Annotated in this window: 14 protein-coding genes and 1 tRNA gene; 9 read left to right on the top strand and 6 right to left on the bottom strand. The window is 60.2% G+C overall.

Annotation, left to right across the window (positions count from 1 at the left end; genetic code table 11):
• Nucleotides 1-13 precede the first annotated feature (13 nt).
• The 8 genes from VM99_11650 to VM99_11615 all read left to right on the top strand — a co-directional run bounded on the left by VM99_11650 (nt 14) and on the right by VM99_11615 (nt 5,893).
• A complete protein-coding gene (locus VM99_11650; GenBank protein AKJ98681.1) occupies nt 14-475 on the top strand; it encodes a biopolymer transporter TolR in 462 nt (153 codons plus the stop codon).
• Entirely contained in the window at nt 475-1,554 is a 1,080-nt protein-coding gene (locus VM99_11645) for a cell envelope biogenesis protein TolA (protein ID AKJ98680.1), read from the top strand. Before VM99_11650 ends, VM99_11645 begins: the two co-directional genes overlap by 1 nt.
• Before the next feature lie 47 nt (nt 1,555-1,601).
• Nucleotides 1,602-2,852, top strand: a complete 1,251-nt coding sequence (locus tag VM99_11640; protein AKJ98679.1) for a translocation protein TolB — start codon at nt 1,602-1,604, stop codon at nt 2,850-2,852.
• Nucleotides 2,853-2,904: 52 nt separating this feature from the next.
• The gene (locus tag VM99_11635; GenBank protein ID AKJ98678.1) at nt 2,905-3,402 is read left to right on the top strand and encodes a peptidoglycan-binding protein; all 498 of its coding nucleotides are present in this window, start codon (nt 2,905-2,907) and stop codon (nt 3,400-3,402) included.
• Between the two features lie 6 nt (nt 3,403-3,408).
• Nucleotides 3,409-4,245, top strand: coding sequence for a hypothetical protein (locus VM99_11630; protein ID AKJ98677.1), 837 nt, complete (start codon nt 3,409-3,411; stop codon nt 4,243-4,245).
• Between the two features lie 167 nt (nt 4,246-4,412).
• On the top strand, nt 4,413-5,060 hold the full coding sequence (locus tag VM99_11625; protein ID AKJ98676.1) for a 7-carboxy-7-deazaguanine synthase: 648 nt from the start codon (nt 4,413-4,415) through the stop codon (nt 5,058-5,060).
• Between the two features lies 1 nt (nt 5,061).
• The gene (locus VM99_11620) at nt 5,062-5,754 is read left to right on the top strand and encodes a 7-cyano-7-deazaguanine synthase (protein ID AKJ98675.1); all 693 of its coding nucleotides are present in this window, start codon (nt 5,062-5,064) and stop codon (nt 5,752-5,754) included.
• 63 nt (nt 5,755-5,817) lie between these two features.
• Nucleotides 5,818-5,893 (top strand) — tRNA-Lys (locus tag VM99_11615).
• Nucleotides 5,894-6,042: 149 nt separating this feature from the next.
• On the opposite strand, the gene VM99_11610 is transcribed toward VM99_11615, so the two are convergent.
• From VM99_11610 to VM99_11585, 6 genes are all read right to left on the bottom strand, one after another.
• A complete protein-coding gene (locus tag VM99_11610) occupies nt 6,043-7,473 on the bottom strand; it encodes a membrane protein (protein ID AKJ98674.1) in 1,431 nt (476 codons plus the stop codon).
• A gap of 97 nt (nt 7,474-7,570) precedes the next feature.
• A complete protein-coding gene (locus tag VM99_11605; GenBank protein ID AKJ98673.1) occupies nt 7,571-8,758 on the bottom strand; it encodes an MFS transporter in 1,188 nt (395 codons plus the stop codon).
• A gap of 156 nt (nt 8,759-8,914) precedes the next feature.
• The gene (locus VM99_11600) at nt 8,915-9,826 is read right to left on the bottom strand and encodes a copper resistance protein CopD (GenBank protein AKJ98672.1); all 912 of its coding nucleotides are present in this window, start codon (nt 9,824-9,826) and stop codon (nt 8,915-8,917) included.
• Between the two features lie 4 nt (nt 9,827-9,830).
• Nucleotides 9,831-10,217: a copper resistance protein CopC gene (locus VM99_11595; GenBank protein ID AKJ98671.1), complete on the bottom strand. Its 387-nt coding sequence runs from the start codon at nt 10,215-10,217 to the stop codon at nt 9,831-9,833.
• A 54-nt stretch (nt 10,218-10,271) separates the two neighbouring features.
• On the bottom strand, nt 10,272-11,213 hold the full coding sequence (locus VM99_11590) for a copper resistance protein CopB (protein AKJ98670.1): 942 nt from the start codon (nt 11,211-11,213) through the stop codon (nt 10,272-10,274).
• Between the two features lie 10 nt (nt 11,214-11,223).
• The gene (locus VM99_11585; protein ID AKJ98669.1) at nt 11,224-12,999 is read right to left on the bottom strand and encodes a copper oxidase; all 1,776 of its coding nucleotides are present in this window, start codon (nt 12,997-12,999) and stop codon (nt 11,224-11,226) included.
• Between the two features lie 392 nt (nt 13,000-13,391).
• On the opposite strand from VM99_11585, the gene VM99_11580 reads away from it, so the two are divergent.
• Nucleotides 13,392-14,450 (top strand): quinolinate synthase A, encoded by a 1,059-nt coding sequence (locus VM99_11580; GenBank protein ID AKJ98668.1) that lies wholly within the window; start codon nt 13,392-13,394, stop codon nt 14,448-14,450.
• Nucleotides 14,451-14,603 lie beyond the last annotated feature (153 nt).

Here is a 14,603-nt window from a genome sequence, read left to right as displayed (position 1 = left end):
CAGGTATTTCCCGATGGCTTTAATCGCTCGAGCCCGAAACAAGCGCAAGCCGGTTGCCGAGATGAACGTGGTGCCCTACATCGACGTGATGCTGGTGCTGCTGGTCATCTTCATGGTGACCGCGCCGATGCTCAACCAGGGCGTGAAGGTTGATCTGCCCAAGGTTTCCAGCGAAGCCTTGCCGCAGGACAACAACACCCAGGTCCTGACCATTTCGATCAAGGCTGACAAGACCTACTACTGGAACCTTGGCAGCGAAGTCGACACCGAGAAGCAGCAGGACCGGGCCATGACCCTGCCGCAGATGACCGATGCGGTGACCAAGATCATTCGTGTCGGCAATGACGCCGGCAAGCGTACGCAGGTCTTCATTCGCGGCGACAAGACCGTCGACTACGGTGCCGTGATGGGCGCCATGGGCGGTCTGCAGAAAGCCGGGGTCGGTAATGTTGGCTTGATCACCGAGGCCCCCTGATGCAGCAACAGCGAGAGCCGTCCGCCTCGGAAAGCTACTTCTGGCCCACTGTCCTGGCCGTCGGCCTGCACGTGCTGGTGTTCGGCATGCTGTTCGTCAGTTTTGCCATGACACCGGAGCTGCCACCGGCCAAGCCGATCGTGCAGGCGACGTTGTACCAGCTCAAGTCCAAAAGCCAGGCCACCACCCAGACCAACCAGAAGCTTGCGGGCGAGGCGAAGAAATCCGCCGCGCGCCAGACCGAAGTCGAGCAGATGGAGCAGAAAAAGGTCGAGCAGGAAGCGATCAAGGCCGCGGAACAAAAGAAAGAGGAAGCGGCTCAAAAGGCCGAGGAAGCCAAGAAGGCCGATGAGGCGAAGAAAGCGGACGAGGCGAAAAAGGCTGATGAAGCCAAGAAAGCCGACGACGCGAAGAAGGCGGCCGAGGCCAAGAAGGCAGAAGAGAAACAATTGGCTGATATAGCCAAGAAGAAGGCCGAGGAAGAAGCCAAGAAAGCCGCCGAAGAAGAGGCCAAGAAAGCGGCCGCTGAAGAAGCGAAGAAAAAGATTGTCGAGGACGCGAAGAAGAAAGCGGCCGAAGACGCCAAGAAGAAAGCCGAAGCTGAAGAGGCGAAGAAAAAGGTCGCCGAAGAAGCGAAGAAGAAAGCCGCCGCCGACGCCGCCAAGAAAAAGGCCCAGGACGCAGCGCGTAAATCTGCCGAAGACAAGAAGGCCCAGGCCTTGGCAGACCTGCTTTCCGACAAGCCGGAGCGCCAGCAGGCCTTGGCCGACGAGCAGGGCGATGAAGTCGCCGGCAGTTTCGATGATCTGATTCGTGCCCGGGCGGCAGAAGGTTGGGCCCGTCCACCTTCGGCGCGCAAAGGCATGACGGTAGTATTGCAAATCGGCATGTTGCCCGACGGTACGGTTACCTCGGTCAGCGTCGCCAAGTCCAGCGGTGACGGTCCGTTCGACGCTTCGGCGGTCGCGGCGGTCAAGAACATTGGACGACTGACGGAAATGCAAGGAATGAAACCGAGCGACTTTGCTCCCTATCGTTCGTTCAAGATGACATTCACACCTGAGGATCTAGCCTTGTGAGAAACATTCTTCGATCAATGCTTGTCGTTATCTGCTGCCTGGCAGGGATGGCGGTAGCAGAGGAAAAGAACATTCTGGTCACCAGCGGCAGCGACCGGGCGACCCCGATCGCCGTCGTACCGTTCGGCTGGCAGGGCGGTAGCGTCCTGCCGGACGACATGGCGGAGATCATCGGCAACGACCTGCGCAACTCGGGTTACTACGCGCCGATTCCGAAACAGAACATGATCAGCCTGCCGACCCAGGCCAGCGAAGTCATCTACCGTGACTGGAAGGCCCTGGGCGCCCAGTACATCATGGTGGGCAGCATTGTCCCGGCCGGCGGTCGCCTGCAGGTGCAGTACGCCCTGTTCAACGTCGCCACCGAGCAGCAAGTGCTGACCGGCAGCGTGTCGGGCGGCGTCGATCAATTGCGCGACATGGCGCACTACATCGCCGACCAGTCCTTCGAGAAACTCACCGGCATCAAGGGCGCGTTCTCCACGCGCATGCTCTACGTGACCGCCGAGCGCTTCTCCGAGAACAACACCCGTTACACCCTGCAGCGCTCCGACTATGACGGCGCCCGCGCGGTGACCCTGCTGCAATCGCGCGAGCCGATCCTGTCGCCGCGTTTTGCCCCCGATGGCAAGCGCATCGCCTATGTTTCGTTCGAGCAGAAGCGTCCTCGGATCTTCGTGCAGCACATCGACACCGGTCGTCGTGAGCAGATCACCAACTTCGAAGGCCTCAATGGCGCGCCGTCGTGGTCGCCGGACGGTTCGCGCCTGGCGTTCGTGCTGTCCAAGGACGGCAACCCTGACATCTACGTGATGAACCTGGCCTCGCGCTCGATCTCCCGCGTCACCAATGGCCCGGGCATCAACACCGAACCGTTCTGGGGCAAGGATGGCTCGACCATCTACTTCACCTCCGACCGCGGTGGCAAGCCTCAGATCTACAAGACCAGTGCTGGCGGCGGCGGTGCTGAACGCGTGACGTTCGTGGGTAACTACAACGCCAACCCTAAACTGTCGGCAGATGAAAAGACCCTGGTGATGATCCATCGCCAGGACGGTTTCACCAATTTCAAGGTGGCGGCCCAGGATTTGCAGCGCGGTAGCGTAAAAATCCTCACTGATAGCACTCTGGACGAGTCACCTACTGTTGCGCCCAACGGCACCATGGTAATCTACGCCACCCGCCAGCAGGGCCGGGGAGTCTTGATGCTCGTGTCCATTAATGGACGCGTGAGGCTCCCGCTTCCTACCGCACAAGGCGAAGTCAGAGAACCGTCCTGGTCCCCTTACCTGAACTGACGCGGCGCAATACGTTTTACTTAACACACTGGGGTTCATTAGGAGTTTCACGATGGAAATGCTGAAGTTTGGTAAATTTGCTGCGCTGGCTCTGGCCATGGCTGTAGCTGTAGGTTGCTCGTCCAAAGGCGGCGACAACGCCGGTGAAGGCGCTGTTGATCCAAACGCTGGTTACGGCGCTAACACTGGTGCAGTTGATGGCTCCCTGAGCGAAGAAGCTGCTCTGCGCGCAATCACCACCTTCTACTTCGAATACGACAGCTCGGACCTGAAGCCAGAAGCCATGCGCGCTCTGGACGTTCATGCCAAGGACCTGAAAGCAAACGGCGCTCGCGTTGTTCTGGAAGGCAACACCGACGAACGTGGTACTCGTGAGTACAACATGGCACTGGGCGAGCGTCGTGCGAAAGCCGTTCAACGCTACCTGGTACTGCAAGGTGTTTCCCCAGCTCAGCTGGAACTGGTTTCCTACGGCGAAGAGCGTCCAGTTGCTACCGGCAACGACGAGCAGTCCTGGGCTCAAAACCGTCGCGTCGAACTGCGTAAGTAATTCGTCATGCGAACGTGCCGTCGTGCTGTAACTGTTCTGGCTCTCAGCCTCGCGCCGCTTGCGGCGTGGGCTGCGGTTCCTGTGGTCGATAACGATGCCGGCTATAGCAATAGCGGGAGCAGTAATCCGCCTGCAGGTTACGGTACGAACGGCGCCTATGCCGGGGGAGGGGTTTCGGCCCCTGTCTCGGCACAGGGCGAGCTGTTCAACCAGCTCCAGCAAATGCAGGATCAACTGTCGCGCCAGCAAGGCGTGATCGAAGTTCTGCAGAATGATATTTCGCGCATGAAGCAGGAAAACCTGGAGCGATACCAGGATCTTGATCGGCGCATAGGAACCGGCGTCGCACCTGCCGCCACTCCTGAGAATTCTGGTACCGGTGGCGACTTGAACGCCCCCGGTGCAACACCTGCCGCAGGCGCTGGGGCAGCCGCTCCGGCACCTGCCGCCAGCGGCGAACCGGCTGACCCGGCGAAGGAAAAGCTCTACTACGATGCCGCCTTCGACCTGATCAAGGCCAAGGATTTCGACAAGGCCAGCCAGGCCTTCGCCGCTTTCCTGCGCAAGTACCCCAACAGCCAGTACGCGGGCAATGCTCAATACTGGCTGGGCGAAGTGAACCTGGCCAAAGGCGACCTGCAAGGCGCTGGACAGGCGTTCGCCAAGGTCTCCCAGCTGTATCCCAAGCACGCCAAGGTGCCGGATTCGCTGTACAAGCTGGCTGACGTAGAGCGCCGCCTCGGTCACACCGACAAGGTCAAGGGCATCTTGCAGCAAGTGGTGGCCCAGTACCCGGGCACCTCCGCCGCCCAACTGGCTCAGCGCGATCTGCAGCGCATGTAAGCCGGTTTGAGCCCGTATTGAAGAAACCCGCGCCTGTCGCGGGTTTTTTCGTTAGAATTCACGCCCTTTTTCTGAAACACGCTTCCTGGGATCTACGCGTTGGCGGGGTTTCTTGAAGTGCCTGACGGAGGCGGACAGCCTGTTTAGCTGTTACGCCCGTGGCGACTATGCAAGACACATTGAGAATCACCGAAGTTTTTTACTCGTTACAGGGTGAAACACGAACGGCCGGGCTGCCCACGGTATTTGTGCGCCTCACCGGTTGTCCGTTGCGTTGCCAATACTGTGACAGCGCCTACGCCTTCAGTGGCGGCACCTTGCGCACCCTCGACGACATCCTTGAGCAAGTCGCCGGCTACCGCCCGCGCTATGTCTGCGTCACGGGCGGCGAACCACTGGCACAACCCAATGCCATTCCTTTGCTCAAGCAGCTATGCGATGCCGGCTACGAGGTCTCGTTGGAGACCAGTGGCGCCTTGGACATCTCGGCCGTCGACCCGCGTGTCAGCCGCGTCGTGGATTTGAAAACCCCAGGTTCAAAGGAAGCGCATCGCAACCGTTATGAGAACATCGAACTGCTGACGCCCAACGACCAAGTCAAGTTCGTCATTTGCTCGCGGGAAGATTACGACTGGGCCGTGTCCAAGTTGATCCAGTATCGGCTTGACGAGCGGGCCGGGGAGGTTTTGGTGTCGCCCAGCCATCATGACTTGAATGCCCGTGACCTGGCGGATTGGGTGGTGGCGGATAACCTGCCGGTGCGCCTGCAATTGCAGTTGCACAAATATCTTTGGAACGACGAGCCGGGGCGCTGAGATGACTGAACAGACGAACATTACAGAAAAACGCGCGGTCATCCTGTTGTCCGGTGGCCTGGACTCGGCGACGGTCGTGGCCATGGCCCGGGCCGAAGGCTACCGCTGCTACACCATGAGCTTCGATTACGGCCAGCGTCACCGCGCCGAGCTTCAGGCCGCCGAGCGGGTTGCCCGGGACCTGGGGGTGGTAGAGCACAAGGTGATCGGCCTGAACCTCAACGGGATCGGCGGTTCGGCCCTGACCGACAGTTCCATCGACGTGCCCGAAGCGCCGAGCGAAGGGATCCCGGTGACGTATGTACCGGCCCGCAACACGGTGTTCCTGTCTCTTGCCCTGGGTTGGGCCGAGGTGCTGGGCGCCCGTGACATCTTCATCGGCGTCAATGCCGTGGATTATTCCGGCTACCCGGATTGTCGTCCGGAGTTCGTCGAGGCGTTCGAGCGCATGGCTAACCTGGCGACCAAGGCCGGCGTGGAAGGGCTGGGGTTCCGCATACAGGCGCCTTTGCAGAACCTGAGCAAGGCCGACATCGTCAAGGCGGGTGTAAAGCTTGGCGTGGACTATGGACTGACCGTTTCCTGCTATCAGGCCGACGATCAGGGCCGTGCCTGCGGCAAATGCGACAGCTGCCGCCTGCGTGCCGAAGGCTTCGCAGCGGCGGGCGTGAGCGACCCAACACCTTATTTTTGATTTATTTCAAATTAGGTGTTGAATAGTCCTTAGAAATCAGTATTATACGCGCCACCACACAGCGGGTCGTTAGCTCAGTTGGTAGAGCAGTTGGCTTTTAACCAATTGGTCGTAGGTTCGAATCCCACACGACCCACCATTTTTAGCAGTTTTAAAAGTCTGGAAGGCCCACGAAAGTGAGGATTTCCAGATTTTTTTTTGCCTGAAATTAAGTGTCCCCCCGCCCAAGGGCAGGGAGTCAGCCGTTCTGTCGTGGCGCAGTCGCCATGCTCACGACTGCCAGGGCCTTCAGCCCTTTTTCTCGCCCGACGCGGAGCGGTAAACGCCTGGAACCAGCGCTTCCCAAGCGAGCCAGCGTCCTGCCTGGATCTGCCATGAGGGCACCCGGCAAGCCCAATCTTTCTGTAATTTCCTGGCGAATACCGGTAACGGCGGTTTGCGCACAACCTTGCTATTGAGCGTGCTGATACAGAACTTCGAGTAGTTTTTCAGTTCTTTGAGTTCAAGTGACAGCATGTCTTTTGGGCACAGTAACAATACGTCCCCAAAGGAATACAACTGGAAGGCCTCGACTTCTATTTTTTGCGCAGCAACCTGACGTGTTTTCCACAGGGTCGCGCTCAGGTCTTGCAGTTTTATCTCTTCTGGCAAGGCGTATCGCTCCGCCGTTTGTTGGCGAACGGATAAGCCTTGTGCTGCGATGTAGGTGATCTGGCTCAGACTGCCCGGCGAGAGCATTGTGAAGGCGCAGAAGGCCAGGATCATTGCGATCAGGCCATTGAAGGTCCGCCGGTAGATATCCCCCTTGAAACAATAAAATACGACGACCGGTAACAGGGTGAAGATGAGTGTCAGCCAGGACAGGCCCGCCACGTAGGGGACGGTGTCAGGGGTTTCTTTCTCCATGTATGAACGTATCGTCAGCAGGATTGGAAAGGCGGCGAAGATCACGGTGACAAATATGAAGATCGAGACCAGGGTGACGAGCCAGAACGCTTTGCGAGCCCTTACCCACGACTGTAGCCGCTGCCATTTTTCTTTTAGCTGCAGCCACGTTGGCGTCGTCTTGTCTTTGAACGCCTGCCAATAGGTGAGCCATTTTTGCAGGCAGGCCTTCTTGGGGCGGGCAGGCTTATTTTTCTGCAGCTTTTTCTGCTTTATTTGTTGATGGGCTGCCAGGCGTTTCAAGCGGGCTCGCTCCAGCCTGGCTTGGACCAGTGTGCTTTTCCTGATGATTCTTTTGAACGGCGTGAGCGCGTACATGAGAAAGCACGCAACGAAGACGATCAGGAGTAACGCCACGAATATCATCCAGGTGTTCAATGTGGACAGAAAGAAAGTGGCGCCGATGAACGCGCTAAATCCCACAACCGTGGGGAACACCAGATAGAAAACAATCTTCGGTTGGTTGTCCTTCATGTTTGAAAAAAGCGAAACCGACCAGCCGAACATCCACGTTGTTGCCCCCAGGATGAACAGATACGACAGCATCAGCAGCAGGACGAGCACGACCCAGACCAACAGTGCAGACTTCACATCGATGGACGGCATGAACAGATCGATTCGTCCAATCGTCCGGGTATACAGGTACAACGTGATGAACCCTAGCCCTGTCGCGAGCAGGCCTAACGTGACGGTGATCTGGGTCCAATAGGAAAGAATGCGTTTGACGGTGTGCTTGAGCACTTCAGCGAAGGTTCTGTCAGGAATGACGGACAAGGCGTAGCTCCCTTACGAGGTAAAAATCCTGGCAGGTATAGTAACGTCAAGTCGCACCCGCTAAATCTTCAACCTATCAAGTCCTCCTACTGGAAACTCAGCGGATGTGCTGTCCGTAATGTTTCGGGTCCAGGCGCAATCCCATCACCATCATCAACGCCATGATCGCCATGAGCGACCACCAGGCCCACTCAAAACTCCCCAGTTGGTCGCGGATCATCCCGGCAATCAATGGCGAGAGGCCGGCGATGAGATAGCCGACACCCTGCACGAACGCAGTAAGGCCACCGGCCCGGCGTGGGTTGTCCAGGTGGTCGAGGGATACGATCAGGCTCATGGGGAACAGGCCGCCGATACCCAGCCCCAGCAGGCAGGCCCAGAGCAGGCTGAAGCGTTCCGGACTGAGGATCAGGCCACAGAAGCCGCCGATGATCAGGGCCAGCAGGACGCTCAGGACCAGGCGTTTATCCCGGCTGCGGTTGGCAATCGCCGGGGTGACCAGGCCGGATAACACTTCCATTGCCGTGAGGAACCCCAGCAGCAGGCCAGCGTGCTGTTCGCTCCAGCCCTTTTCCACGTAGTACGGTGCCAGCCAGGCCAGCACGCAGGTGTAGGAAGCGGTGCCCAGGCCAAAGAAAATCGCCAGGAGCCAGGCCCGGGCGTTGCTGGAGAACGCTTCGTGATGCCGGGGCGCTGTTTCGGACAAGGGCGTGATGTTCGATCGCTGGGCGTACCAGCAGCCCAAGGCGACCAGCGCCAACAATGCCCAGATCGCCAGGCCGACGCGCCAACTGCCCGTTTGCGTCAGGACAAAGGGTGAAAACGACGCGGCAATCGCCGCCCCGCCCATGATGGCGGTGACGTACAAGCCCATGAACAGAGAGACGTTGTCGGCGAAGCGTGACTTGATCAGTGCCGGCATCACTGCCTGGATCAACGCGATCCCAAGCCCGGCCACGATCGCACTGGCGATCAACCCGGCGGCGCTGTCCAGATACAAGCGCGAGGCCGTGGCGATGCCAATGATCAACAACGACAGCACGATGGTGCGGTGTTCACCAATGCGCAGGGCGATGCGCATGCCCTGGAACATCGCCAGGCCCATCGCCATGACGGGCAACATGGTCAGCAGCGAGGCGGTACTGAAACTCAAGGGAACCTCGCCGCGAATGGCCGATAACAACGGCCCGACCGCTGCCATCGAAGGCCTCAGGTTCAGCGCTACCAAAACGATGCTGACCATCAGCCAGATGGCGTGGGTGGTTGAGGTTCGAATGCTTTCCATAACAGGGCCTTGGCTGGATAAAGCCCCATTTAGGCCAGGGCACCTTGCGATGGGCAAACTGAAAACTGGTGAGGCTTATTTAATAATTAAATGCTGCTCGCTTTTGTGGCGAGGGGGCAAGTTCTCTCGCCACGGATTCAGTGGGGCGCTAGTCGGTTATTCCATCTCCGGGCTCAGCGTCCCCAGCCACGCCACCAATCCCAGAATGATCACCGCCACAGCGAACTCAAGGACCATGCTGCGCCGTAGGGCATTCACCGCGATTTTGTGCTCGCCGCTCTGTCGAGCCCGCTCCAGCAGTGGGCTCAGGTGAAAGCGGTTCAACGCGGCGAACACCAGCATGGCGGCGAACAAGATGAGCTTGAGCGCCAGCAACTGACCGTAGGTACTGTCCAGCAGCCCTTCGACGCTTGGGCCGGCGATGAACAGATAATTCACCACCCCCGTCACGCTGATGACCGCCACGATCACCGCCCCGGCGGTTTCAAACCCGGTCAACGTCCGGGCCAGTACCGCCAGCTGCGGTTCGGCCTGGCGAAGCAGCAGGGCAAACGCGGCCAAGGCCCCGACCCAGCCTCCCGCCGCCCACAAGTGCAGGAAGTCGGTGCTGAAGTGCCAGTTGCGGCGTGTGCCTTCGTCCATTGCGCCGTGCCCCGCCCAGGCCAGCGTCGCCAAGGCCACGGCCCCACCGAGCATGACCAGGCCCAGGCTGGCAGTCGGCCAACGTTTATTGAGCGTCACGGCGACCCCGGCCAGCAGCAGCGCCGCTATCCGCAGTGTCCAACTCGAGCCGAAGTCGGTCTCCAACACCATCATTTCAATGTGCGGCCACAGTTCGGCCCAGTCTGAAACTCCGCTCATGGCCCAGGCCATGCACGCCATGGCGGCGAAGGAGAGCAGCACGCCCAACACCGCCGTGGTCACTAGCAGTAGTGTGAACGGCAACTGCGCGCCCGACACCCGCTCCTGGCCTCGCAGGCTATAGAGCCCGAACGCGGCCAGGCCTAACAGCAACATCAGATCCAAATACAGGGCAAAACGCAGGGCGATGTTGATCGAGTCGCTCATCAACTCACTTCACCTTGAACGTGACGTTACCGGTGATCGGGTGAGTGTCAGACGACACCGCGCGCCACTGGACCTGATAGGTGCCGGCGGTGAGAGGGCCATTTGGGACAATGACCATGGTTTTCGGGTCATCGCTGCCGGAGACCTTGGCTGGCATGGGCATGGGCGAATGCGCCGCCATGCCGGGCATCTCGGTCATCATCAGCTTGGCTCCGGAAAACTGGGTCATCAGGTTTTCGGAAAAGTGCAGCTCGATCCTTGGCGGTGCCGCACCTTCGGCGCCCTCGGCGGGGGTAGAGGACAGCAGTTTCGGATGCGCCTGGGCCAGGCCACTGACCAACAGGCCGGTGGACAAGGCGACAGCAACAACAGCAGTTTTGATGAGTGACATGCAAGGACTCCTACAGCTCGGTTTTTTAGTTTTTTTGTGAAACAGGTCAATGGCTCAGAACCACATGCGCACGCCCAACACCAGACGGGCTTCGCTGTGGTCTTCGCCCTCTTCGCGAGCGTAGTCGGCGGTGTTGCCATAGACCCGATTCCAGGTAACACCCATGTAGGGCGCGAACTCGCGGCGTATTTCATAACGCAGCCGTACGCCGAGTTCGGTGTCCGACAGCCCTGAGCCGACACCGCGGGCGGGGTCGTTCTTGCCATAGAAGTTGACCTCGGCGGTGGGCTGCAGGATCAACCGATTGGTCAGCAAGATGTCGTAGTCACCTTCCAGTCGCGCCGCGCTCTGGCCACCTTCGCCGATGAACGCGGTGGCTTGGGCTTCGAAGTTGTACAACGCCATGCCTTGCACGCCGAAGGCGGCCCAGGTTTGCGCATCGCCCGGCTTGAAGTCCTGGCGTACGCCGGCCACCACGTCCCACCAAGGACTGATGGCGTGGCCCCACAGGGCCTGAAGTTCCGCCTCTTCGGTCTTGCCGTTGAGGCGTTCACCTTCGGAGCGCAGCCACAAACGGTCGATGTCGCCACCGATCCAGCCGGAGGCATCCCAGCTCAGGGCGCTGCCGTCATCGGCGTCTTGCCACTCCAGTTGGTCAATGAGGAAAAACGAATTGATTGCACTGTCATGCACCGCGTGTCCGCCGTGATCCTCGTAGACGGCGGCGCGATCGGCGGCTGTCAGTTCCGGGATCGGCGTGCGGCTGGTGGTCGGCGCTGATTGCATGGGTTCCATGCCCTGCATCGAGTCCATGCCTTGCATCGAATCCATACCTTGCATCTGGCTATGGTCCATCCCGTGCATCTGGCTATGGTCCATCCCGTGCATCTGGCTGTGATCCATGCCTTGCATGTCGTTGCCCGCCGCCCAGGCCGAGGTGGCGCCGAGGGTCAGGCTGGCCATGAGTGCCAGGGGGTATTGAAAAACAGTGGTCATGCTCGGCTCCTCATTCCTGCACCCGAACTTCACGGAACATCCCCATCTCCATGTGGTACAGCAGGTGGCAGTGATACGCCCAACGCCCGAGGGCATCGGCGGTGACGCGGTAGCTGCGCCTGGCGCCCGGTGGTACGTCGAGGGTGTGCTTGCGCACCATGAACTGGCCGTTCTCGTCCTCCAGATCGCTCCACATGCCGTGCAGGTGGATGGGGTGGGTCATCATGGTGTCGTTGATCAGCACGATGCGCAGTCGCTCGCCGTACTTGAGCAGCAGCGGCGCGGCGTCGGAAAATTTCACGCCGTTGAATGACCAGGCGAATTTTTCCATGTGCCCGGTCAGGTGCAGCTCGATCGTACGGCCCGGTTCGCGGCCGTCGGGGTCGGGGAAGGTGCTGCGCAGGTCTGAGTAGGTCAGCACTTTGCGGCCGTTGTCGCGCAGCCCCATGCCCGGGTCGTCGAGCTTGGGCTTGACGCTCATGGCCTGCATGTCTACCAGGGGGTTGTCTTTCTCGGTGTCGGGGTGCGACAGCATGCCGTCCGTGCCTTGCATGGCACCGTGATCCATACCGGACATGTCGCCCATGCCCTGCATCTGGCTATGATCCATGCCCTGCATCTGGCTGTGGTCCATCCCGGCCATGCCCTGCATCGAGCCGTGGTCCATGCCGCCCATGCCCATGTCGTCCATGGTCACCAATGGCCGCGGGTCCAGGGGCGGCACCGGTGCCGACAACCCGGCCCTGGCCGCGAGGGTGCCGCGGGCATAGCCGGTGCGGTCCATGGACTGGGCGAACAGGGTGTAGGCCTCTTGGGTCGGTTCGACGATGACGTCATAGGTTTCGGCCACGGCGATCCGAAACTCATCGACACTCACCGGTTTGACGTATTGGCCGTCGGACGCCACCACCGTCATCTTCAAGCCGGGAATGCGCACGTCGAAATAGCTCATGGCCGAGCCGTTGATAAAGCGCAGGCGAAGACGTTCGCCAGGCTTGAACAGGCCGGTCCAGTTCATGTCCGGCGCCTGGCCGTTCATGAGGTAGGTGTAGGTGGCACCGCTGACGTCGGCCAGGTCCGTGGGGTTCATCTTCATCTCGGCCCACATCTTGCGATCGGCCACAGTGCTGGCCCAGCCGTTCTTGCCCACATCGTCAATGAAGTCGCCGACGGTGCGTTTGTTGTAGTTGTAGTAGTCCGACTGTTTCTTGAGCTTGCGAAGGATGTTGCCGGGGTCTTCATCGGTCCAGTCGGTGAGCATCACCACATAGTCCCGTTCGTATTGGAAGGGCTCCGGTTCCCTGGCGTCGATCACCAGCGGGCCGTAGACCCCGGATTGCTCCTGGAAGCCTGAATGGCTGTGGTACCAGTAGGTGCCGTTTTGCCGGACCTTGAACTGATACACATACATGCCGTCGGGTTCGATGCCCTTGAAGCTCAACCCCGGAACGCCGTCCATGTTGGCTGGCAGCAGGATGCCGTGCCAGTGGATGGAGGTTGTATCCTTCAAGCGATTGCGCACCCGCAGGGTGACGGTGTCGCCTTCACGCCAGCGCAGCAGCGGGCCGGGAATGCCGCCGTTGATGGTCTGGGCGGTACGTGGGGTGCCGGTGAAGTTGACCGGGCTTTCGCCAATGAACAGATCGAACTCGGTGCCGCTCAGGACGTTGGGCTGGCCGGGGCCGGTGACCGCCCAGACAGGCGCGCGCCACAAGCCCAGGCCGCCGAGGATGCCGCCGGCAGTCAGACCCTTTACGAAGGTGCGCCGGGAAGTTTTGGTTTGCATACGATGGAGGTCCGTCAGTCGATTCGCCACGTGCCCGGAGCAATCTCCTTGGCAGGTTTGAACGAAAAGATGACACAGGCGAGTGGGGCGAGTGATTACATTTCAGTCAGCTTGAGGGGAACGCAAGTTGGCGGTCGATTTGAGCCGGCCATGTTTGGGGCTGCTTCGCAGCCCAGCGGGAGTAAGCTCCCTCGCCACGGTGGATCGCGTTCGGGGCTGAGGTCGGGCACAGGTCAGAATGATCTTTTGCATCGCCGGGATATTCTGTAGCCTTGCCGGCTTCACGCTGTCCCGTGCCTGATTGATACCCACTTTCCCGGCGGTACCCGAGTGGTCCGGAGCCGGGTGTATACTCGACTTTCGCGCTAAACGCGCTTGCAGGTCTTGCGAACATGACGCAAATTTCTGAACGCCTTCTGGTCCAGGCCCACCTTGACGCCAAGCAGCCCAAGCCGCTGTCCGCCGAACAGGAAGCCTGGTACCGCGCCGCCATCGCCGCCGAGCTCAAGGCTCAGGACGCGGTACTGGTCGCGCATTTCTACTGTGATCCGATCATCCAGGCCCTGGCCGAGGAAACCGGCGGCTGCGTGTCCGACTCCCTGGAGATGGCCCGCTTTGGCAATGCCCACCCGGCCAAGACCGTGGTCGTTGCCGGGGTCAAGTTCATGGGCGAGACCGCCAAGATCCTCAACCCGGAAAAACGCGTGTTGATGCCGACCCTGGAAGCCACCTGCTCCCTGGACCTGGGTTGCCCGGTGGACGAGTTCTCGGCGTTCTGCGACCAGCACCCGGAGCGCACGGTGGTGGTGTATGCCAACACCTCGGCGGCGGTCAAGGCCCGAGCTGACTGGGTGGTGACATCCAGCTGCGCGCTGGAGATCGTCGAGAGTCTGATGGACAACGGCGAGACGATCATCTGGGGCCCGGACAAGCACCTGGGGACCTACATCCAGCGCAAGACCGGAGCCGACATGCTGCTCTGGGACGGTGCCTGCATCGTCCACGAGGAGTTCAAGTCCAAGCAGTTGGAGGACATGAAGGCGCTGTATCCGGACGCTGCGATCCTGGTGCACCCGGAGTCGCCGACATCGGTGATTGAGCTGGCGGACGCAGTGGGTTCCACCAGTCAGTTGATCGCTGCGGCCCAGAGCCTGCCGAACAAGACGCTGATCGTCGCCACCGACCGCGGCATCTTCTACAAGATGCAGCAGCTGTGCCCGGACAAGGTCTTCATCGAGGCCCCAACCGCCGGTAACGGCGCGGCGTGCCGCAGTTGCGCGCATTGCCCGTGGATGGCGATGAACACCCTGGAGCGCACGCTCAAGAGCTTGCAGGAAGGTGCCAACGAGATCTTCGTCGACCCGGCCCTGATTCCCCAGGCCATTCGCCCGCTCAAGCGCATGCTGGACTTTACCCAGGCGGCGCGGATGAAATTGGCGGGGAACGCCTGAGCGGAGCTGTCTCCTATGGCGAGGGGGTTATCTGTGGCGAGGGGATTTATCTGTGGCGAGGGGATTTATCCCCGTTGGGGCGCGAAGCGCCCCTAAAGCCAGCCGATTCGGTACGCCAGGACAATCGAGTTGACTGTTTGGGGCTGCTTCGCA

This window comes from Pseudomonas chlororaphis (assembly GCA_001023535.1).
Taxonomy (GTDB): Bacteria; Pseudomonadota; Gammaproteobacteria; order Pseudomonadales; family Pseudomonadaceae; genus Aquipseudomonas; species Aquipseudomonas chlororaphis_E.
The sequence above is the reverse complement of the archived record's forward strand: the minus strand, read 5'-3'. Positions and strand labels throughout refer to the sequence as shown.